This is a genomic window from Mycobacterium sp. MUNTM1 (assembly GCF_054660795.1).
This window is the reverse complement of record NZ_BAAGDE010000015.1, coordinates 15,515-33,708: the sequence shown is the minus strand read 5'-3', so window position 1 is coordinate 33,708 and position 18,194 is coordinate 15,515. Positions and strand designations below refer to the sequence as shown.

25 protein-coding genes and 1 pseudogene are annotated in these 18,194 nt (G+C 65.4%); 10 read left to right on the top strand and 16 right to left on the bottom strand.

Translation table 11 applies throughout. The features are described from left to right. Nucleotides 1–57: 57 nt before the first annotated feature. Nucleotides 58–666, top strand: a complete 609-nt coding sequence (locus tag ACYQ8K_RS11015; protein WP_459968783.1) for a hypothetical protein — start codon at nucleotides 58–60, stop codon at nucleotides 664–666. Beyond that, nucleotides 657–1,412 (top strand): Mce protein, encoded by a 756-nt coding sequence (locus tag ACYQ8K_RS11010; RefSeq protein WP_459968781.1) that lies wholly within the window; start codon nucleotides 657–659, stop codon nucleotides 1,410–1,412. The genes ACYQ8K_RS11015 and ACYQ8K_RS11010 overlap by 10 nt, the downstream gene beginning before the upstream one ends. Before the next feature lie 45 nt (nucleotides 1,413–1,457). Here ACYQ8K_RS11010 and ACYQ8K_RS11005 read toward each other — a convergent pair whose 3' ends face one another. The 4 genes from ACYQ8K_RS11005 to ACYQ8K_RS10990 all read right to left on the bottom strand — a co-directional run bounded on the left by ACYQ8K_RS11005 (nucleotide 1,458) and on the right by ACYQ8K_RS10990 (nucleotide 4,297). After that, nucleotides 1,458–2,021 carry an arsinothricin resistance N-acetyltransferase ArsN1 family B gene (locus ACYQ8K_RS11005; RefSeq protein ID WP_459968907.1) on the bottom strand — a complete coding sequence of 188 codons (564 nt, stop codon included), beginning with the start codon at nucleotides 2,019–2,021 and terminating at the stop codon, nucleotides 1,458–1,460. A 42-nt stretch (nucleotides 2,022–2,063) separates the two neighbouring features. After that, nucleotides 2,064–2,501, bottom strand: a complete 438-nt coding sequence (locus ACYQ8K_RS11000; RefSeq protein WP_459968779.1) for an SgcJ/EcaC family oxidoreductase — start codon at nucleotides 2,499–2,501, stop codon at nucleotides 2,064–2,066. A 35-nt stretch (nucleotides 2,502–2,536) separates the two neighbouring features. After that, nucleotides 2,537–3,262, bottom strand: coding sequence for an esterase (locus ACYQ8K_RS10995; RefSeq protein ID WP_459968776.1), 726 nt, complete (start codon nucleotides 3,260–3,262; stop codon nucleotides 2,537–2,539). Between the two features lie 114 nt (nucleotides 3,263–3,376). Continuing rightward, nucleotides 3,377–4,297 carry a DMT family transporter gene (locus ACYQ8K_RS10990; RefSeq protein ID WP_459968774.1) on the bottom strand — a complete coding sequence of 307 codons (921 nt, stop codon included), beginning with the start codon at nucleotides 4,295–4,297 and terminating at the stop codon, nucleotides 3,377–3,379. A 169-nt stretch (nucleotides 4,298–4,466) separates the two neighbouring features. On the opposite strand from ACYQ8K_RS10990, the gene ACYQ8K_RS10985 reads away from it, so the two are divergent. Beyond that, entirely contained in the window at nucleotides 4,467–5,318 is an 852-nt protein-coding gene (locus ACYQ8K_RS10985; protein WP_459968772.1) for a LysR family transcriptional regulator, read from the top strand. 15 nt (nucleotides 5,319–5,333) lie between these two features. On the opposite strand, the gene ACYQ8K_RS10980 is transcribed toward ACYQ8K_RS10985, so the two are convergent. Next, on the bottom strand, nucleotides 5,334–5,963 hold the full coding sequence (locus ACYQ8K_RS10980; RefSeq protein ID WP_459968770.1) for a TetR/AcrR family transcriptional regulator: 630 nt from the start codon (nucleotides 5,961–5,963) through the stop codon (nucleotides 5,334–5,336). Nucleotides 5,964–6,109: 146 nt separating this feature from the next. Further along, nucleotides 6,110–6,463 (bottom strand): UBP-type zinc finger domain-containing protein, encoded by a 354-nt coding sequence (locus tag ACYQ8K_RS10975; protein WP_459968768.1) that lies wholly within the window; start codon nucleotides 6,461–6,463, stop codon nucleotides 6,110–6,112. Between the two features lie 163 nt (nucleotides 6,464–6,626). On the opposite strand from ACYQ8K_RS10975, the gene ACYQ8K_RS10970 reads away from it, so the two are divergent. The 4 genes and pseudogenes from ACYQ8K_RS10970 to ACYQ8K_RS10955 form a co-directional block, all read left to right on the top strand. Continuing rightward, complete coding sequence (locus ACYQ8K_RS10970) at nucleotides 6,627–6,965, top strand: hypothetical protein (RefSeq protein ID WP_459968905.1); 339 nt, start codon at nucleotides 6,627–6,629, stop codon at nucleotides 6,963–6,965. Between the two features lie 93 nt (nucleotides 6,966–7,058). Then, the gene (locus tag ACYQ8K_RS10965) at nucleotides 7,059–7,955 is read left to right on the top strand and encodes an alpha/beta fold hydrolase (RefSeq protein WP_459968903.1); all 897 of its coding nucleotides are present in this window, start codon (nucleotides 7,059–7,061) and stop codon (nucleotides 7,953–7,955) included. 36 nt (nucleotides 7,956–7,991) lie between these two features. Beyond that, complete coding sequence (locus tag ACYQ8K_RS10960; RefSeq protein ID WP_459968766.1) at nucleotides 7,992–8,279, top strand: VOC family protein; 288 nt, start codon at nucleotides 7,992–7,994, stop codon at nucleotides 8,277–8,279. A gap of 12 nt (nucleotides 8,280–8,291) precedes the next feature. Further along, nucleotides 8,292–8,438 (top strand): annotated as a pseudogene (locus ACYQ8K_RS10955) (VOC family protein); the annotation flags it as partial. Here ACYQ8K_RS10955 and ACYQ8K_RS10950 read toward each other — a convergent pair. The 3 genes from ACYQ8K_RS10950 to ACYQ8K_RS10940 all read right to left on the bottom strand — a co-directional run bounded on the left by ACYQ8K_RS10950 (nucleotide 8,435) and on the right by ACYQ8K_RS10940 (nucleotide 10,958). Further along, on the bottom strand, nucleotides 8,435–9,112 hold the full coding sequence (locus ACYQ8K_RS10950; protein WP_459968764.1) for a Crp/Fnr family transcriptional regulator: 678 nt from the start codon (nucleotides 9,110–9,112) through the stop codon (nucleotides 8,435–8,437). The pseudogene ACYQ8K_RS10955 and the gene ACYQ8K_RS10950 sit on opposite strands and share 4 nt — an antisense overlap. A gap of 163 nt (nucleotides 9,113–9,275) precedes the next feature. Then, nucleotides 9,276–9,446, bottom strand: a complete 171-nt coding sequence (locus tag ACYQ8K_RS10945; protein WP_459968929.1) for a hypothetical protein — start codon at nucleotides 9,444–9,446, stop codon at nucleotides 9,276–9,278. A gap of 78 nt (nucleotides 9,447–9,524) precedes the next feature. Further along, the gene (locus tag ACYQ8K_RS10940; RefSeq protein WP_459968762.1) at nucleotides 9,525–10,958 is read right to left on the bottom strand and encodes an FAD-binding oxidoreductase; all 1,434 of its coding nucleotides are present in this window, start codon (nucleotides 10,956–10,958) and stop codon (nucleotides 9,525–9,527) included. A gap of 244 nt (nucleotides 10,959–11,202) precedes the next feature. On the opposite strand from ACYQ8K_RS10940, the gene ACYQ8K_RS10935 reads away from it, so the two are divergent. Then, nucleotides 11,203–11,844, top strand: a complete 642-nt coding sequence (locus ACYQ8K_RS10935; RefSeq protein WP_459968760.1) for a DUF5134 domain-containing protein — start codon at nucleotides 11,203–11,205, stop codon at nucleotides 11,842–11,844. Between the two features lie 20 nt (nucleotides 11,845–11,864). Here the strand turns inward: ACYQ8K_RS10935 and ACYQ8K_RS10930 are convergent, their stop codons facing one another. The 3 genes from ACYQ8K_RS10930 to ACYQ8K_RS10920 form a co-directional block, all read right to left on the bottom strand. Further along, nucleotides 11,865–12,605 carry an SDR family NAD(P)-dependent oxidoreductase gene (locus tag ACYQ8K_RS10930; protein ID WP_459968758.1) on the bottom strand — a complete coding sequence of 247 codons (741 nt, stop codon included), beginning with the start codon at nucleotides 12,603–12,605 and terminating at the stop codon, nucleotides 11,865–11,867. Nucleotides 12,606–12,616: 11 nt separating this feature from the next. Next, entirely contained in the window at nucleotides 12,617–12,901 is a 285-nt protein-coding gene (locus ACYQ8K_RS10925) for a hypothetical protein (RefSeq protein WP_459968901.1), read from the bottom strand. A gap of 82 nt (nucleotides 12,902–12,983) precedes the next feature. Further along, nucleotides 12,984–13,457: a GtrA family protein gene (locus ACYQ8K_RS10920; protein WP_459968756.1), complete on the bottom strand. Its 474-nt coding sequence runs from the start codon at nucleotides 13,455–13,457 to the stop codon at nucleotides 12,984–12,986. A 106-nt stretch (nucleotides 13,458–13,563) separates the two neighbouring features. Here ACYQ8K_RS10920 and ACYQ8K_RS10915 point away from each other — a divergent pair, with 106 nt between their 5' ends. Next, nucleotides 13,564–13,746 (top strand): hypothetical protein, encoded by a 183-nt coding sequence (locus ACYQ8K_RS10915; protein ID WP_459968754.1) that lies wholly within the window; start codon nucleotides 13,564–13,566, stop codon nucleotides 13,744–13,746. Nucleotides 13,747–13,932: 186 nt separating this feature from the next. Continuing rightward, nucleotides 13,933–14,964, top strand: coding sequence for a fused (3R)-hydroxyacyl-ACP dehydratase subunits HadA/HadB (locus ACYQ8K_RS10910; protein WP_459968752.1), 1,032 nt, complete (start codon nucleotides 13,933–13,935; stop codon nucleotides 14,962–14,964). A gap of 18 nt (nucleotides 14,965–14,982) precedes the next feature. Here the strand turns inward: ACYQ8K_RS10910 and ACYQ8K_RS10905 are convergent, their stop codons facing one another. The 4 genes from ACYQ8K_RS10905 to ACYQ8K_RS10890 all read right to left on the bottom strand — a co-directional run bounded on the left by ACYQ8K_RS10905 (nucleotide 14,983) and on the right by ACYQ8K_RS10890 (nucleotide 17,875). Beyond that, nucleotides 14,983–15,933 (bottom strand): alpha/beta fold hydrolase, encoded by a 951-nt coding sequence (locus tag ACYQ8K_RS10905; RefSeq protein WP_459968750.1) that lies wholly within the window; start codon nucleotides 15,931–15,933, stop codon nucleotides 14,983–14,985. A gap of 227 nt (nucleotides 15,934–16,160) precedes the next feature. Next, nucleotides 16,161–16,394: a hypothetical protein gene (locus ACYQ8K_RS10900; protein WP_459968748.1), complete on the bottom strand. Its 234-nt coding sequence runs from the start codon at nucleotides 16,392–16,394 to the stop codon at nucleotides 16,161–16,163. A 295-nt stretch (nucleotides 16,395–16,689) separates the two neighbouring features. Continuing rightward, the gene (locus ACYQ8K_RS10895) at nucleotides 16,690–16,923 is read right to left on the bottom strand and encodes a hypothetical protein (RefSeq protein ID WP_459968746.1); all 234 of its coding nucleotides are present in this window, start codon (nucleotides 16,921–16,923) and stop codon (nucleotides 16,690–16,692) included. A gap of 529 nt (nucleotides 16,924–17,452) precedes the next feature. Beyond that, nucleotides 17,453–17,875 (bottom strand): Hsp20/alpha crystallin family protein, encoded by a 423-nt coding sequence (locus tag ACYQ8K_RS10890; RefSeq protein ID WP_459968744.1) that lies wholly within the window; start codon nucleotides 17,873–17,875, stop codon nucleotides 17,453–17,455. Between the last annotated feature and the right edge of the window lie 319 nt (nucleotides 17,876–18,194).

Here is an 18,194-nt window from a genome sequence, read left to right as displayed (position 1 = left end):
GATTGGCGGTTCGATATTCGGTGGCCGCGGGATATCGTACTTCTTGGGGAAGAGCGGATGAATCTGACGAGGTTGCGACGGGCAGGTAGCGGCCTGGCGTGCGCCGGACCGGCGCTCGCGGCCGCCGTCGCGCTCGCCGGCCCGACCGCCGCCGATCCGGGTCAGCCCCCGCCGCCGTTGCCGCTGTTCACGCCGGCGCCCAGCGATTGGTCGCCGAACTTCGACATCTGGCCGTACAACACATTCACGGCACGCGTGACACCGGAGATGATCGGCGGGATGTCGGACTCCTGCCAATGGTTCAAATCGCAATTCGATCCGCTGATGGGCCAGATCAACGACTTCAACCGGTACCTCGGTGACCAGCACGACGACTACTCGGCCGGTGGCGTACAGGGGAACGCCCACGCCGTGGTGGCCAATATCGACCAGTCGACGGCCTTTCTGGCGCCTCGAGTGAAGCCGCTGATCATCACCAATCAGCCCGACAACTTCGGACCGTATTCGCCGGTGTACGGCGGTGAATCGATGACGCACTTGGCATTTCAACTGTCGCGAATCAGCGACAGCATCAAGAGAAAGGATCCGTCGGGAGTCACCCATGCGAACATCGTCTCGGCCACCGGTTGGGCGAACGCGCTTCGTGATTCCGGCGCATGCAACTGATGAACCCTCGCCCAGCGCTACGAACAGTCGGCAACCCAGGAACATGGTTGGTGAATCGCTTCCGCCTCGCCGCGGAGGGGGTCGGAGATGAAGTGGCGCAGCCACTAGCACCCGCAGCGGCGGAAACCGATGGGGTCGAAGAAGTTACGAAGTCGCCCGACGCCACGCCCGACGCCACGCCCGACGCCGACGGTGCCGACGCCGACACGGCCGCGCCCGACGAAGAGGAGGACGTCGCCGGCGACGTGAACCTCGAGGACCCGAAACGACGCCGCATCAACGTTGCTCGCTGTGTGGCGGCCGGAGTGCTGGCCGCGGTGCTCGCGGCTGCGGGCTATGAGGGTTGGCTGGTGTTTCAGCATCACCAGAAGGACGTTGCCGCCGCGCAGGCACTCGATGCCGCCAAGAAGTACATCCTCACGTTGACCAGTGTGGATACCAATGCGATCGACAAGAACTTCACCGATGTCCTCGACGGCTCCACCGGTGAATTCAAGGACATGTACACCAAATCCAGCGCCCAGCTGCGTCAGACGCTGATCGACAACAAGGCAGCGGCGCACGGCACCGTGATCGACGCCGCGGTCCAGTCTGCCACCACAGACAAGGTCGACGTCGTGCTGTTCGTCGATCAGTCGGTGAGCAACGGGGCCGCGCCGGCGCCGCAGCTGGACCGCAGCCGGGTCAAGATGACGATGGAAAAGGTGGACGGCCGCTGGCTGGCCAGCAGGGTTGAGCTGCCGTAAATCCGTTGTGTCACAACGTCGTCGCTGCGATCCGCCCCTGGCCCGCTATCGTGTGTATGCGGCGAACGCGGCGTCGACGACCTGGTCGGACAGCCGGGACCAGGGCACCGGCTCGGGCGGGGCGGGGGGCGGATCGACCAGCCGGCGATGCCACCAGCCGACATCACACCATGTTCCGTCCTTGAAGCCCACGCCGGAAAAGACGCCTACCGGTGTGAAGCCCAACGCTTCGTGCAGCCCTACGCTGGCGGGATTGGGTAACGCGATGCCCGCATACGCGTTGACGTAGCCCTGCGCGACAAGCACATTGAACAGCACGGTGTAGAGCCGGCGGCCGTGCCCTTGCCGGTGAATCGATCCGTCCAGGTATAGCGACACATCGGCAGACCAGCGGTAGGCCTCACGCGCCCGATGGGGGCTCGCGTAGGCAAACCCTTTGACGCACTCGTCATCGGTGACGACCAGCCACGGCAGACGCGCGAGCGTTGTGGTGATCCTCGACCGCATCTCGTCGGCATCAGGGGGCACCGTCTCGAAGGAGATCGCCGTGTCGCGCACATAGGGCAGGTAGATTTCCGCCACCGCATCGGCATCCTGCGGCGTCGCCATTCGTGCCCTCATGACCACAGGACGCTAGTCGGGCGCCGACGATCAGGAAAACAAGGTAGACATAAGCGCTTCAGCGAGGCGCCGGTGGGTGGTGTTCTGCGAGGCGGCGAACTGCCAGCGGCCGTCCATTCGCACGGCCACGCTGGTGTTGACACGGGTATTGCGCCGATTACGCCGTCGCGCCCCTTTGACCACCGACGCGTTCGCGTGGACCAGCGCGACATCGGGGGTGAGAAATCGGATGTCGGCGATGTCGATGAGCAACCGAGTTCCCCTGAGGACCCGTCGAAACAGCGGAACATACGCTGCCGCGATCGCATCGCGGCCCGCGTGACGGGTGCCTAAAAAGGTGATGTAGGTGGCGTCGCCGGTGAAGACGCTGGCGTAGGCCGCTGGATCGCCGGCGGCCCAGGCGTCCACCTGCCGCTCGATGAGCGCACGAATGGCTTCTTCGTCGGCTCGCTGGTCGCCGCTTGTCATGATGCCTCCCGCAGTTGCATCACTATAGCGGCCGGTTACGCGATGTCGGCGCTGATCATCGAGGCGATCGCGCTGCGCGGCACCGATACTTGGGTGGCTTCCATCGCCGGCTGCAGCGCGTTTTGGTCGAAGAAGAACACGATCGCGTCGTTGGTGATCGCGAAGCTCTGGTAATTCGCCGGCTGCAGTCCGGTCGCCGGCGGAATCGACACGGCCGCGCGATAGCGGTCGGCCAGGGCCTTCTGCACGATCGGCAAAATCGCCTGCAGCGGTTGGGTTCCCGGCTGGAACAAGGTATCCAAGCTGATCGGCTGCCGGTTGGCCAGGTTGTAGTTGAAGGACCGGTACCAGACCAGAGGGTGAGCGGCGCCGAGGTTCTGATAGACCTCGGTGACTACGGACTGGGTACCCGTCGCTGGGGGGCCGGAGCTGTATCGGGTTCCGGTAACCTTCAGCGCGGTGGGCGATTTCAACGTATTCAGCGGTCCGCGGGCGTTGCCGAAGTCGTCGTTCACCTTGGCCAAATAGCCGATCATCGCCTGCTCATCGGGATAGTTGGCCGGGAACACCATGCTGATGTCCGAAAGTGGTCCCGACGCGTCGAAGTGGCACATTTGGTTCGCGTCGACACTCGCCGGATTGCACAATTGCACGTCCGCGCGGGCCACCGCGGGCCCGCTGAATGCGACCGCCGTCGCAAGGACCACGACCGTCCCCGCTAACCACCGTGATCCGATGCGCCGCCCGATGTCCGAGTTCACCACGCCTCCGTCGAATATTCCGCAGGGTGCATTGTCACAGATCGGCTGCGGCGGATGAGCGGACGGTGGGCAAGCGCTATCGGCAGGCCCTCCCGATCGGAGGCGGTCGGGATCTCACCGCGGCGCGCCCTGCAGCTCGACCTGCGGCAGCGTGGCGGCGGGCGTGCTCGCGCCGGCTCGGCGCCGGCCGGATGCCCGGCTGTTGATCCAGCATGCGAGTCCGCCCAGCACCAGCCCGATCGCAATGCCTTCGTCGGGGCGTTGGCGCAGGATGATCCACGACAACACCCCAGCCACCGCGGGAATGACCGCGAACAGCATCGCGACCGCCGTCGCGCCGTGGGTGTTGATTGCCCGCACGTAGAGGCTCACCGCCAGCGTGGCGTTCAACAGCACCATGCCGCTGACCGCGATCACCGCCTTGACGCCATCGTGCACCGTGAAGGGAGTGACCATCGCGAGTGCCGTCGCGGGTATCAACCCAACGGCATTCTGCATGGCACTCATCACCCGGAAGTCGACACCGGTGCAGAAGCGCTGCTGATAGACGCCGCCCGCCGAAAGGCCAAGCAGCCCAACGACAAGCATCACGATGACCGGGTCGACGCCACGGGTGCTCATCAGCCGGTGCGAGCAGGCGGCCAGCACCGCCACGACGCCGAACACCAGCGCGATGACGCGCAACAGACCGAGCGGTTCCCGAAGGAACATCGCCGCCAGGATCGCGGTTGCGACAGGGTTCATCGCGATCACCACCGCGCACAGTACCGCCGGGGCTCCGAGCTGAACGGCCTCGTACAGGCAGCAGAACTGCACGCCCTGGATCAGCAGGCCGGTCACCAGGACGTGACCGAATTGCGCTCCCCGCGGCCAGCCGGCCCTGGCCAACAGCGACCAGATCGCCAGAATCGTTGCGGCCAAACTGAACCGCAATACCAGGGCGGCCATCGGCGTCATCGCCGTTACCGCCAGCGTGCCAATGGGATATCCGAGCGCGTAAAAGAACGTCACCGCCGTGGCGGTGCTCGCAGGCATGCGCGGCAAAGACATGTCACCCATGTTCGCGTGATCGACCGACGCAGTCCAACGATTATTGGCGATCACGATTGATCGCATAGTCTTATCGGTGGTGCTACCTGGAACGATAATCGGCGCGATACACGGGATGATTGATTAGTCACATTGATCGGATTACAGTGCGGCCATGCCCCAGGTGCTCGATATCGCGCCGCTGCGCAGCCTAGTCGCCGTCGCCGACTGCGGCGGTTTCCACCGCGCAGCCGCCGCCCTACACCTGAGCCAATCCGCGGTCAGCCAGCATCTGCGCCGGATCGAAGCTGTGGTCGGCGAACCGATCGTGCAACGTTCGGGACGGGGAGTCGTCTTCACCGAGGTCGGCCAGAAGGCGCTGCGGCATGCCCGCACGATTTTGGCCGCGCACGACAACGCGCTCGACGACCTGGGTGCCACCGAACACCAGGTCCTGACCATCGGGGCCACCGAACATGGCGCCGATGTGATGCTGGCCGGCCTGTCCCGGGTGCTGCGTGAGCGCCTGCCCGACCTGCGGGTGCGCTTCCGGCTCGACCGCAACGTGTCGCTGGCCGACGCGATCGATCGTGGTTTGGTCGATCTGGCCGTCATGCTGGACGGGGCGGGTCTGGATCGCGCTAACGCATCGGGATTGGTCCAGTTGCAATGGGTTTCGGCGCGCACACTGACCATCTCTCCGCGAGAGCCGCTGCCGCTGGTGATTTTCGCCGAGCCGTGCACCTTGCGCGAGCCGGCCTTCGCGATTCTGGAAAACCACCACGTCGACTACGAGATAGCCGCCGAGTGCAGCGATTTGTCCGGCCTCTACGCGGCGGTGCGATCGGGCCTCGGTGTGGCACTGCTGCCGCTGATCGGCAAGTTCCCCGACGGGCTCAGCCCGGCCGAGGGTCTGCCGTCGGCCAACAGTGCCTCGATACTGGTCCGCGGTCGTACCGGCATCGACCCCGACCTGCTGGGCACCGTCGATCACGCGGTACGCGACTTGCTCGCCGCCGCAACGTGATTCGGCAATCCGGATTCAGCGCTTCCTGACGTCGCCGTCGGGGGTCTGCACGGCGGGGAGAATCAGCGTATCGATCACCTGCCGGATGAATTTCGCGTCGACGCTCTGCCCGCTGATAACGCGTAACAGTCCCATTGCGGTCAAGACGTCGGCGACCAACGACCAGTCGCGGGTGGCCGAGATTTCGCCGCGTTCTGCGGCTCGCGCCAAGACGGCCGACAACACGCGTCTGCCCTTGAACAGGATCAGGTCGTTGAGCGCGGTGGCGAGGTCGGGATCGTGTGCGGCCTCCAACGCGACTCGCAGCACGAGGTCGTTGGTGATCAGGGAGTTGTCATTGCGCTTGGCGCGCTTGACGACGGCGTCGAGGTCGCCGGTCAAACTGCCGGTATCCGGAGCGTCGTCCTGGAGTAGATCGGGCCGCCAGTAAACGAGGGCGTCGGTCATCAGGGCGGCTTTTGATGACCACCGCCGATAGATCGCGGCCTTGCCGACACCGGCCTGTGCCGCGATGTCGTTCATGTTCGCCGCGTCATAGCCGTGCTCGGCCAGCGCCGCCAACGCGGCATCGAGGATCGCGGGATCGCGAGACCGATCCAGCCGCCCCTCGGTGCGCTGGCGAAGTTTCGATTCAAGTTCTGCCATGGGTCCGGGCCTGTCCACTAACGATGTCGTTGTCGACAGCTTGGCAGACCCGCCGGTGCGTTTCACCTAGCGGCCAGTTGTGGGAACCCGCGATGGTCAAGCCTGAGCCCGCGCACCCGCCGCGAGAGGCTTTGCCTGCCAGAGCGTCAGCCGTCTCGCCGGCGGAGCAGCTCGAACCAGTTATGCGGCACGCGCCCGCGCGGCCCGGAGACCGACTGGTCCTCGGGACGGCACTCGGGTGGCGCCAGCCCAGGGCCGTCGTAATAGTCGTTGGCCTCGTAGTTCCAGAACCAGTTCTCGCCGGGCTCGAACGACCGGATGATCGGATGTCCGGTCTGCTGCCAGTGCTTAGTCGCATGACGAGACAGCGAATCGTCGCAGCACCCGATGTGCCCGCAAGCGGCGCAGCGCCGCAAGTGCACCCACCAACCACCGGCCTCATCGCACTCGACGCAGCCCGTGCCGCTGGGCGGCACCGATGGGTCGACAGGAGCAGTCATCAGCGCCCTCTTCCTCGTTTATGGCAGCCGCTGGAGCCTCTGCGCGGGATGCTACCGCCGTGGGTGGCGCGACAACATCACGTCGAATTCCAACCGTCGACTACTGGCCGGCATTTGCTGCGATACTTTCAGCGTGAGTCCCAACAACCTTGGCCGCCTCGTGATGCGAGCCGCGCCAGTTATCAATGCCCCGATTGCCGCGCTGGCCAACTCGCGCCGCTTTGGCCGGCTGATCAATCGCAACATCACGGTGCTGACTTACACGGGCCGGCGCTCCGGACGCACGTACAGCATCCCGGTGGCCTACCACCGTTCCGGTGGCGACATCGTCATCAGCGTCAACATGCCCGACGCGAAGACCTGGTGGCGGAACTTCCTCGGCGCCGGGGGGCCCTTGACGTTGCGGCTGGACGAGACCGACCGCGCCGGGCACGGCATCGCCACGCGGGACGAAAAGGGAGCCGTCACCGTCACGGTGCGGCTGACCGAGACGACTTCGTAGCTTCCACGTTTCCCGTCCAGGCGATCCGCGATTGGCAGCGTCGAGCGAAACCTAGATCACGACAAGGTGTTTGAATCCTCAGGAGGTCGGAAACTGTTTTCCCGCTCGCGCCAGACGCCTGACACACCATCCTGGTTCACCACAGCGCTCGATCAAAAGCCGGACCACTGCGACGTTGACGTCGACGGTTGCCGCATACACCTGCGCGTCTGGGGCGACGCCGACCAACCTCCGGTGGTGCTCGTCCACGGTGGCGGGGCGCATTCGGGGTGGTGGGATCATGTCGCGCCGTTCTTTTCCCGCACCCATCGGGTGATCGCGCCGGATCTGTCCGGGCACGGCGACAGCGAAGCGCGCGGCAGCTACGACCTGCGCATCTGGGCAGGCGAAGTGATGGCGGCGGCGGCCGCCGCCGGCCCCGCTGGGCGGCCGACGATCGTCGGCCACAGCATGGGCGGCTGGGTGGTCTCCACGGCCGCAATGCATTACAGCCAGCAGATCAACAGCATGCTGGTGATCGATTCGCCGTTGTGGGAGCGTGCGCCGGAGGAAGGGCGACTACGCCGCCGCAAACACAACCACTACCGGACGAAAGACGAGATTTTGGACCGCTTTACGGCGGTGCCCTCGCAGGAGTTGATCCTGCCGTATGTGCGGCAGCACATCGCGGACGAGTCGGTGCGCAGGACCGACGATGGATGGATTTGGAAGTTCGACCCGGCGATCTTCGGCGGTGAGTTTCTCGAGCCGACGCCCGCCGACGAGGAGTCATTGGAGACCATGCTGGCCGCGATGCGCTGCCGCGTAGGTTATTTGCGATGCGAAGCCGGATTGGTGCCGCCCGACATGGCCGAACGGATCAGGTCCCTGCTGCAGTTGCGTGGGCCGTTCGTGGAGCTGGCCCTGGCCGGCCACCATCCCATGCTGGACCAACCGCTCCCCTTGGTAGCGACGTTACGAACCCTGCTGGAGTTCTGGTCGATCACCTAGGGCGCCAAGACGGTACGCGTTCGAGAAAGGGGTGAGATGTCTGAGAGGCCCAGCGTCGGTTCGTGGCCGGCGGCGTTACCCGCCGTGCAGGTACGGATGGCCCGCCCCACGGCCCGGCTGGAACACGTTGTCGAGTTCTACAGGGACGTATTGGGTTTGCCTCAACTGGATGTCGCGGATGACGATGAATGGTCGGTCGTCATGTTCGGCCTGCCCGGCGATCAATACAACATCGAATTCGTGGCCCATCGTGACGGCATCGACGGAACCGCGCCCACGCGGGAGAACCTGCTGGTCTTCTACTTCGACTCGACCACCGCGTAGCAAGCCGTCGCGACCAGGTGCCGCGACGCGGGAGCCGTGGAGGTCGCGCTCGACAACCCGTGGTGGGGCCGCAACGGTGCGATCGCCTTTCTCGACCCGGACGCGTGGACCATCGTGCTGATGCCGGCGCCCGTGCCCTTGGGCCGCCCAGGGCGTTAAGCCCTTGCGCGCCTGGCCAACTTCGCGGGTTGGTCGATGATGAGGGCCCTGCCCTGTTGCCGGATCCACCCGCGTTGGGTGAAATCCGATAACGCCTTGTTGACCGTTTCACGCGAGGACCCCACGAGTTGCGCTAGTTCCTTCTGCGTGAGGTGGTGCTCGACCAGGACCGAGCCCCCGGTGGTGGTGCCGAATCGCATTGCCAGATCGAGAACTTGCTTGGCCACCCGGGCGGGGACATCGGTGAAGATCAGGTCGCACAGCGTGTTGTTGGTGTGGCGAAGGCGCCGTGCCAACACCCGCAACAGCTGCTCGGCGATTTCGGGGCGTTCGACGATCCAGGTCCGCAACGCGCGGCGGTCCATCCGCACCGCTTCCACCTCGGTCAGGGTGATCACCGTGGAGGTGCGCGGGCCGGGATCGAACAGCGCAAGCTCACCGAACACGTCCCCGGGGCCCAGCACCGCAAAGACGGTTTCACGACCGTCGGTGGTCTGATGACGGATCTTCACCGAGCCCGACAGGATGACGTAAAGGTCGTCACCGAGCTCGCCCTCCACGAAGACGGTGCGCCGGCGCGGGAACGATACGTGCTGCAGGTGGCGAGCCAACGCATCAACCGCGTCGGGAGCGATCCCCTGGAAGATGCCAGCTCGCGCCAATACCTCGTTCACGCCGCCCCTTTCAACGCGTTTCGCACGGCGTTGCGCGCGCTAGGCGCTGCTCCGGAGTGGGGGCGTCTTGGCTCGCGGTGCAGACCTTACACCAGGGGGCAGTTCCGTAACGTAGCAGGCCGCGCCCGCGACCTCGGCGCGGAACGTGAGGCGGGCGAGCCGTTCAGGCGGCGGGCGTGGTCACCGTCGACGCGACGGTCACCTCGGAGTACAGGTTCCCGCACGCGTCGCAATGCACCTGATACTCGAGCTTGTCGCCATCGCGCTCAAGAAACCGGTACTGCGCCCACGCCATGCAGCGCGGGCACCGTGCACGACCGTGCTCGATTGCCATTCGCCAACCCCTTAACTCGCCACAGACATACTGGAAGTACCCCGTGCGAAGCCGGTCTAACCATCGGGTGGTCGGCGCTTAGTAGTTCAGCCCCGAGAACATGACGCGGCCGGGATCGTATTTCTGCCGTACGGCGCTCAGCCGGGACAGGTTCGGGCCGAAGTAACGCGACGCCGGCTGGTTGGCCTCGACGTAGTTCACGTAGCCGCCGACCGAATACCGTTGCACCGCTTGATGTGCCGTGTTGAGCCAGTTCGTCGCGGCCGCGGGATCGCCGGTCTCCACATACCACTGCACCAGCGCCGACTGCCGGCGCCATGGAAAGGCGGTGGCAGTCGGCGCCACCGCGGCCAGAGCGCCGTCCATAGCGTGCATGATGGCCAGCATTCGGCCGGCACCGCGGGGAAAGGCATTGACCGCCGCGGCGATGCCCTGCGCCACGCCCGCATCGACAGTCGCGAAGACGTCGGATCCTCCGACGTACCCGAGCGGTGAGGGGTTGAGGTTGCCGACGGCCAGATAATTCACCAAGTCCATGTAGTTGAAGGTGTGGCTCTCGGTACCCGACGGCTGCAGCCCCACCGCCTGGGTGATCGCGGCCGCAGCGCTGCTACCCGACCCGGCCGGGCAGGTGGCCAGGATGCGGCAATGCACGCCCATCGGGTCGACGGTGGCGTCCGCCAACGCCCAGCTGTTGCGGTCGGCGGTGCGTAGCCAGTTCTGCCAACCGACGAGGACCTGCGCGAACGACTGCGGCGGGAAGTTGAGATTGACGACGTCGACGTCCTTGGTGGGGAACGTGGCGAAGGTGAGCGAGGTCGTCACGCCGAAGTTGCCGCCACCGCCGCCGCGCAATGCCCAGAACAGGTCCGGGTTGCTGGCGGCGGACGCGGTGACCGCCTGGCCGCTGGGCAGCACCACCGACGCCGACGTCAACTGATCGCAGAGCAGCCCGGCGTGCCGGGACTGGGCTCCCATGCCGCCGCCGAGCGCGTGCCCCGCTGCACCGACCGACGGACACGTACCGGTCGGGACACCGCGACCAACCGCGGCCAGTGTCCGGTGCATCGTGTACAGGCTCGTCGCCGGCGTCACCGTCACCTGCCCGGTGGCGGCGTCGTAATTGGCGTCCCCGGGCAGCTGGCGCAGGTCCAGCACCATGGCGCCGTTGGCGGTCGACGCGCCGATGTAGGAGTGCCCGCCGCTGCGCGGGGCGACCTTGAGGTTGTGGGCGGCCGCGAAGGCCATCGCCTTCTGCACGTCGGCCGCCGACGTCGGCGTAACCACCGCCGCGGGCGTCAGTCCGTTGTAGTTGGTGTTGAAAACCTGTTTGGCCCCGGCGAATTGGGGGTTGTCGGGAAGCAAGACCTTCCCGCCGAGGGCGGTGGACAGACCCTCCCAACCGGTAGCCCTCGGATCGGCGGCGGCTCGGGGTGCGCCGAGGACGGCCCCGGTGGCCAACGCTCCGACAGCGCCCCGCAGAAACGTCTGCCGCGAGAATTCACGCGCCATCGTCGGACTCCCGCGATTGCGTCATGCCCCGAATTGTCGGCCACGAGAAGCGTGGTGCCGCACGACGTGTCGGGAGGTGATGGAAACGTGCCCGAACCGTTATTTTGGCCCGGTGCACAGGCTGGGGGTTTCCGGTCTTGCGCCGACTCCCTCGACCATGGTTGGCTCAAATACCCCGTAGGGGTACGCTTTCCGTCATGGGCGAAGCGTGGACGGTGTTCGTCGGGTCACGATGTTGCATGCCATGATCGGCGAACCGGCGCTGCGCTGGACGGTCACCGTACTGTTCGGCGCGAGCGTCGCCATGTACGCGTATGTCGCTGTCGCGCAACATGACCGGTGGACGAGCCGGATCACTCACCTGCTGCACCTGACGATGTCGGTCCTGATGGTTTTGATGGTGTGGCGCGTGGGGCTCGACCTGCCCGCACTGGGTCCGACCGTCTTTTTTCTCCTATCCTGCGTCTGGTTTGTGGGCGTTGCCGTCTGGGCCTCGTCGGCATCGCACCAGCGATTGAAGACCTGCTACTACGCGGTGACGATGGCGGCGATGGCGTGGATGTACGCGCTGATGAGCGGGGCTGCGCCGGCCGTTTCCACACACCTGCGCTCGCAACCGGATTCGGCGGTGATGGACATGCCTGGCATGAAGCAGCCCTCACACGAGATGCCCCCGGGCTCGGCCGGCTTCTCCTGGGTTACCGCGGCGAACTGGATCGGGATGGTGGGATTCGCCGCGGTGGCCCTGTATTGGGCCTACCGCATCGTCGGCGGACGCCGGACGGCGCGGGCGCCGACCACCGCGCCGGTGATGCGGTGGGAACCGGTGTATCAAGCGTTCACCGCCGCCGGCACCGCGCTCATGTTCGACGCGCTGGTCGGGTAAAGGGCAGCGGCCGGCGGTTCCTAACCGGCGCCTTTGCCGTTGTCGACCCGGTAGACGGCGCCGTGGACCGCGGCCGCGGCGTCGCTGGCGAGGAAGGCGATCACGCTGGCGACGTCGAGGGGTTGCATCATTCCGCGCGGCGACGCCGTGCGCATGATCAGGTCGTAGTTGGGATCGTCTGGCGCGCTGAACTGTTCGATCTGCGGCGTAAGCATGCCGCCGGGGCAGACCGCGTTGACCCGCAACCGATCTGCGGTGTACTCCACCGCCAGCGCACGGGTGAGGCCGATCAGGCCGTGCTTGGCGGCACAGTAACCGGCCGAATACGCCTGCCCCTCGACTCCGGCGATGGAGCTGACGTTGACGATGTTTCCGCCGCGTTGCAGCAGGTGCGGCAGCGCCGCCCTGCACAGGTAGAACGGCCCATTGAGGTTGACCGCGAGGTCCTGGTCCCAGTCGTCGTCGGTCATCGACTCCGTCCGGCGCATCTGGTGGCGTCCCGCAACGTTGACGAGGATGTCCAGGCCGCCGAAGTCACGGACGCACTGCTCGACCGCGTCCCGGCAGGCCAGCACCGATCCGATGTCTACCGACGCGAATCCGCCACGTTCGATATCGGCGAAGACGTCGGTCAAGCGTCCGGTGTCACGGCCGATGCCGAAAACCGTTGCGCCCTCGCGGTAAAACAACTTTGCCGTTTCGGCGCCCAGGCCCGACGACGCTCCGGTCACCAACGCCACTTTGCCCTGAAGTGCAGCCACGTCAGTGCACCTTAATAGGAACGCAACCGCACCATGCCGCCGCGTCGAAATTGGCGGGGCGCAACTACTCTCAGCCCGTATCTGGCGGCCACGTCGGAGACGATGCGTTCGGCCCGGAGGCGCTGCTGGATCCGGCGCGCGGTGATCATCGCGAGCAGGTTGATGGCCTGCCTACTCAGCGCAACCCGGCTCGTTCGCTTCTTCCAGCTCTGCGGTGCCGAAGCCGCGCGTCGTCCGAAGTAATAGCCGATGCAGCCAGCTGTCGCGAGCGCGGCGATGACCGCGAATACCGTCACGTGTCGAGCGTCCTTCGTCGCCGTCGCGAGAAGGTCACGCACCGGCTACACCTCGGCCAACAAGTGCGGTCCGACGCGCGGATCACGGGCGGAAGACCACCCACCTCATCGCGCTGTACATGTACACCGCTTCACACATGCCCGCCCCCAGCCGCGAGAGCTGATACTGCACTCCGATGGCGGTCAGCGCGGTGGTCACCCCGAGGATGAAAGCCAGGTAGTTGACGGCCACCACCACGACGTAGGTCACGACCTGCGGCCCCACGGGTGCGTGGGACCGGAAATTGAACATGCGATTGAGGACGTAACTGAGCGTGAACGCGCAGACGTAGGCACACGTGACCGCGATCGGCACCGGAAGGCCGAGCGCACCACGCAAACCCGTGAGGATCGTCAGATCAACGCCGAAGGTGAAGCCGTTGATCACACAGAAGCCGACAAACGTCGGCGCCACGTATGCCCCCAGCCCCAGCGGCATCCGCGCGACGAACGCCGCACACCAGGAGTGGAACCGGCCGGCCAGGCGTGACTGACTCGTCGACGGTTCCGCTCGCACATGAGCACGGTGTCATGACCAGGTATCCACCGCGTGATCAGCTGGCCAACTGAGATCAACGGCGCACCCTTCGACTTGGTGCTTTGCCGCGGATGGAGGCCATACGGTGCAGTCGGCGCGCACCGAAATCGTCATCGCCGCCGCGTTGACAGTCCTTGCGACAGCCTCGGCGGTGACGGCCGTAATCTTTCGCTCGACGATTGCGTGGCGGCTGATCGGCAGTCTTACCCTGCTGGCTCTGATCTTGGTCGGCCCGTTGCTGTGGGTCTGCTACCACATGGCTTTCTGAAGTCGGCTGCAAAAGGCCGGATCCCCTGCTAAGCGGGGCCGATATCGTCATCACCATTGCCTCTGCGCAAGTGCCGGTCAGCGGAAGCGGCGGCGCAGCGCTTGGCCCCTCCGGTGGCCTGGTATCGGCACGTTAGTGTGCGTGGGTCGGCATCCGTGAACAGGCCGATAGAAAAGTTGGCAACTCATGACAGCAGCAGCAGAAACGTCGGCGCTCGAATCGCGGGTCGGCCACTACTACCAGATCGACGACACTTACCAGGTCGGCCGCGAGAAATTGCGCGAGTTCGCCCGTGCCGTGCAGGACTACCACCCTGCGCACTGGAAACTCGCCGCCGCGGCTGAACTGGGATATCCGGACCTGGTGGCTCCGCTGACGTTCACATCGGCCCCGGCTATGGCAGCCAACCGCCACTTGTTCGAATCGGTGGTCATCGGCTACGAGATGTATCTGCAGACCGAGGAAGTCTTTGAGCAGCACCGACCGATCGTGGCCGGCGACGAACTGCGCATTGACGTCGAACTGTCATCGGTGCGCAGGATCGCCGGCAGGGACTTGATCACCGTGACCAATACATTCACCGACACCGCCGGCGAGCGGGTACACACCCTGCACACCACCGTCGTCGGCGTCACCGCCGAGGATGTCGATCCGGCGATCAGGACCGTCGCGCAGCAAGTGATGATGCACGACGTGAACCTCGCCGGAATCGACTACTCCGAAGTGGACTATCAGAAGACGGTGCGGCCGGCGGACGAGGTTCGAATCGCCCAGGGAGGCACGACGCGCACCCCGGGGACACCGTCCTTCGATGAGGTTAAGGTCGGCGACGAGTTACCGGTGCACCACGCCCGACTGTCGCGCGGCGACCTGGTGAACTACTCCGGCGTGGCCTGCGACGCCAACCCGCTTCATTGGGACGAGAACCTCGCCAAACTGGCGGGGCAGCCCGACGTGATCGCGCACGGCATGCTCACCATGGCGCTGGGCGCCGGATTCGGCTCCGCATGGTCGGGCGATCCCGGTGCGGTCACCCGCTACGCGGTGCGGCTGTCGCAGCCCGTGATCGTGTCGGCCACCGAGGGTGCCGACATCGAATACAGCGGCCGGATCAAGTCGCTGGACCCCGAAACCCGCACCGGAGTCGTGATCGTCGGCGCAAAGTCGGCCGGCCGCAAGATCTTTGGCCTGGCGACGTTGAACATCCGCTTCCGCTGACTGTAACGGCGCCTGCGATCAACTTTCAGCTGTTTGGTCGTCGATGAACTCTAGCCCAGCGCGAATAGCGGGGCGGTGGCGCAGGATTCGGTAATGAGCGAGTCGGCCGAGCCCGCGCGTGGTCATTAATCGTGCGCCTTGCCATGACGATGCGAGCCGCTCACTTGCGGCATAGGGGCTGTCTGGGTCGTCGGGGTCATGGATCAGCAGCAGCGGCGGGTAGTTGGCTCGTCGACCGATCCGCGTCATGTTCGTTTCCGGCAGTGGCATGGCGATTCGTTCTTCCAGACGCCGATGCAGGCCCGCGCGGATCCGGCGGCCGAAGCCGTGGCGTGCGGCGAACAGGTCGAGATAGAGCGGGAAATCGCCCATGGGCGCCAAGAAGACGAAGCGCCCGACGGGTGCGCCCTTCGCCGCCGCCATTGCAGCCGCATTCGCTCCGAGTGAGTGAGCTACCACCGCGTGGGCGGGCCCGTGGGCCTCGATCATCGCCGCAACGGCGTCGGCACACTCGATGGACGTGGTACGCCCGGGCGCAAGCGCACCCGGATCAGATTCGTTGTGACTAGGCAAGTCGAATGCAATGACCCGATACCCCGCCTCCACCAGCGGTTTGACGAACACCGCCAAATGCGCGCGCTGTCCGCCCCAACCGTGTACCAGGTATATCGGCCGCCCCTCGCCCCATTCCTCACCAGCGATCCGATGGCCATCCCAATAGGCTTCTATCGGCCTGCCCGGGGACACGCCCGGCGGCATGCGCAGGCTCGACTCGAGAACCGGTGGGGTACACCATAACTCGACTGCCCACCGCGATCCCAGAGAGGGCGCGACCCGCTCGAGCAGCCAAAAAAGTCGGCGCACTCGCGCATCCACCGGGGGAAGGACTCCGGAGCCGACGACATCGAGCGGGGCGATCTCGCCCGCCTGTGCCTGCGCCGACGCCGGTCCTGGTGGTCCTTCGGTCATGAATCGCGATCATAGGTAGGCAACACGCACCGACTATAGCGTCGCCACACATCTCGAATTCTTCGGCCTGAACGGTATGTGGATGGTCGTGCCTGCCATTTCGGCCTAGCTGCTGCTTCAATTGACCATAGAATGCGCGGGCAGCTGGCCGCGATCTTCTAAGAAAGCGCGAAGACGCTCCAGAAGCGTTTGCCCGCAGCGTAATCCGTGCTTGATGGGCGGTGGCCTCAGTAGGACCAGGGGTAGACGAACAGCGGCCCGGTGGGGCCGTATGCGAGGAGCCATGCCAGTGCGCACAAGATCAGTAGCTGGATCGCCCAATGCAATAAATGGATCCGGTGCGCCGAATGTAGCTCGAACCGGATGACGTGGTTGAGCCTGGCAAGATCGCCGGCACTCAGGAACACTTTCCCCGTCCCGACCCTGAGCACGTAGCCGCCCGTCCCGCTGGGACGATTCACGCGGACGAGATGGATTCGATTCCCATCGCCGTCTCGCAGGCCTATGAGGCTGGTTAGCTCCGATTGTTCCACGGTGTGCCCACTTAGCTAGGGTCCTGGCGGCCTCGTGCTGTTGGAACCTCACGCTACTCCCCGCGGCAATTGCACACAATACTCTGTCCCGCAGGTAATTTCGTTGCAGCGATGCTCTTCACTAGCACGCGTTCGGAGTGGCCTTGCACGTGACCTTATCCCCGCCATTGACTACCGTGCAGCCCCAGCGCCCTCAGCGAGTCACCGCGCTCCGGTCACGCACCTACCAGACGCGGTGGTCACCGCGAGCGTGGGGATATTCGTCGTCGGGCAGCGGAACCGACTGTTGTTGTTCGGCCCAGTCGGCAGGGTCTGCCTCTACCGGGAGAAAGCTGCGCAGCGCGCCCGAATGTCCGCGCAGCGCGCCGTTGCGGATTGCTTGTGCGATCACGGCTACCCCTTCCTTGTCTATCTGCGAATAACACTGATTAGCAGCGGTTTTCAGCTTCGACGACACCGTGGCTGGATTATGTGAGGGCGGGCCGCCCGCCCCGGAAACGAGTCGCCTGGCTGTGGCGGTGGCATGCCTCTTCCCCATCGGGATTCAGGTAGCGCCCACGGTATTGCCCGGCCGGCGGACTGGCCCGGTCATCCTCGTTGTGATGCCATCACCTGCCTTCCTCTAAGTTGGGTCGCCAGTTGTCGCACATGTGGCTCGCGGAGGGCTGCGCTGCACGGCACGCACGTCGGTCGCAGGCGCACTCCAGGGCCGCAGACATACCGTTGAGGACCGACCAGGTGACCGGGGCGCGGCCAAAGCGCAACCGACCACTTGGCGCGATGGGGGCGGACGATGCAGGCTGGCCGTCGCATCGCGCAAGATGGCGTCGACCTCAGCGAATAATCCGGACAATTCTGGGCTCTCGTCCAGCAGGAGCGCGGCCGGCCCGACTGCGAAAACCTCGGTGACCGTGCGGGGCGTCACCGCCGCCCCGGCGCTGCAGTGCGTCATCACGAACCCGCCTTCCAGCATCGAACCAGCCGATCTACGCGCTGATGGCGGCGTGCTGCCTGTCCTCGCGCTTGACCGCGATCCGGCGTGGCTTGGCTTTCTCAGCTACCGGGATGCGCAAGCGCAGAACCCCCGCGTCATAGGACGCATCGATCTGGTCGGTGTCGAGATTGTCGCCGAGCACCAACTGTCGGCTGAACACCCCCCGCACCCGTTCGGTTGCCAGCATCTCCCGGCGTGGGTCGACGTCGGGGCGTTTTGCTCGCACCGTCACCACATTCCGTTCGATATCGAGGTCCAGCGATTGTTCGTCGATTCCCGGCAGATCGAATTCGACGACGAACTGCTCGCCGTCGCGCCAGGCATCCATCGGCATCACCGCGGGATGCGCCGCGGTACCCGACACCTGCTGAGTGAAGCGATCGAGGTCACGAAACGGATCGCTACGCATCAACATGGCCGTCACCTCCAACACTCCCATCTATCTGGTTGTCCCCATCGATTATCTATGCCGTGCGGCATACATTTCTATATAGCTCGGATGGGCGGACTTGGCAAGCGAGTGTTGGAAAATCTTCTGCCACTGGGTTAATGGGGTCCCTGCGCTTATGACGGACCGCCGCGGCGACACCGGAGGCTGCCGACCCGCCGGGACCATGCGTCCGACCCGCTTGCCGACCCAGCGAGCGTCACGGGTCGAACACGATGGAGCTTCTACCTACGTCACTGTAGACATCTCACGAGTGCTCACCGGCCGGCGGCTCGGTGATCAGCCT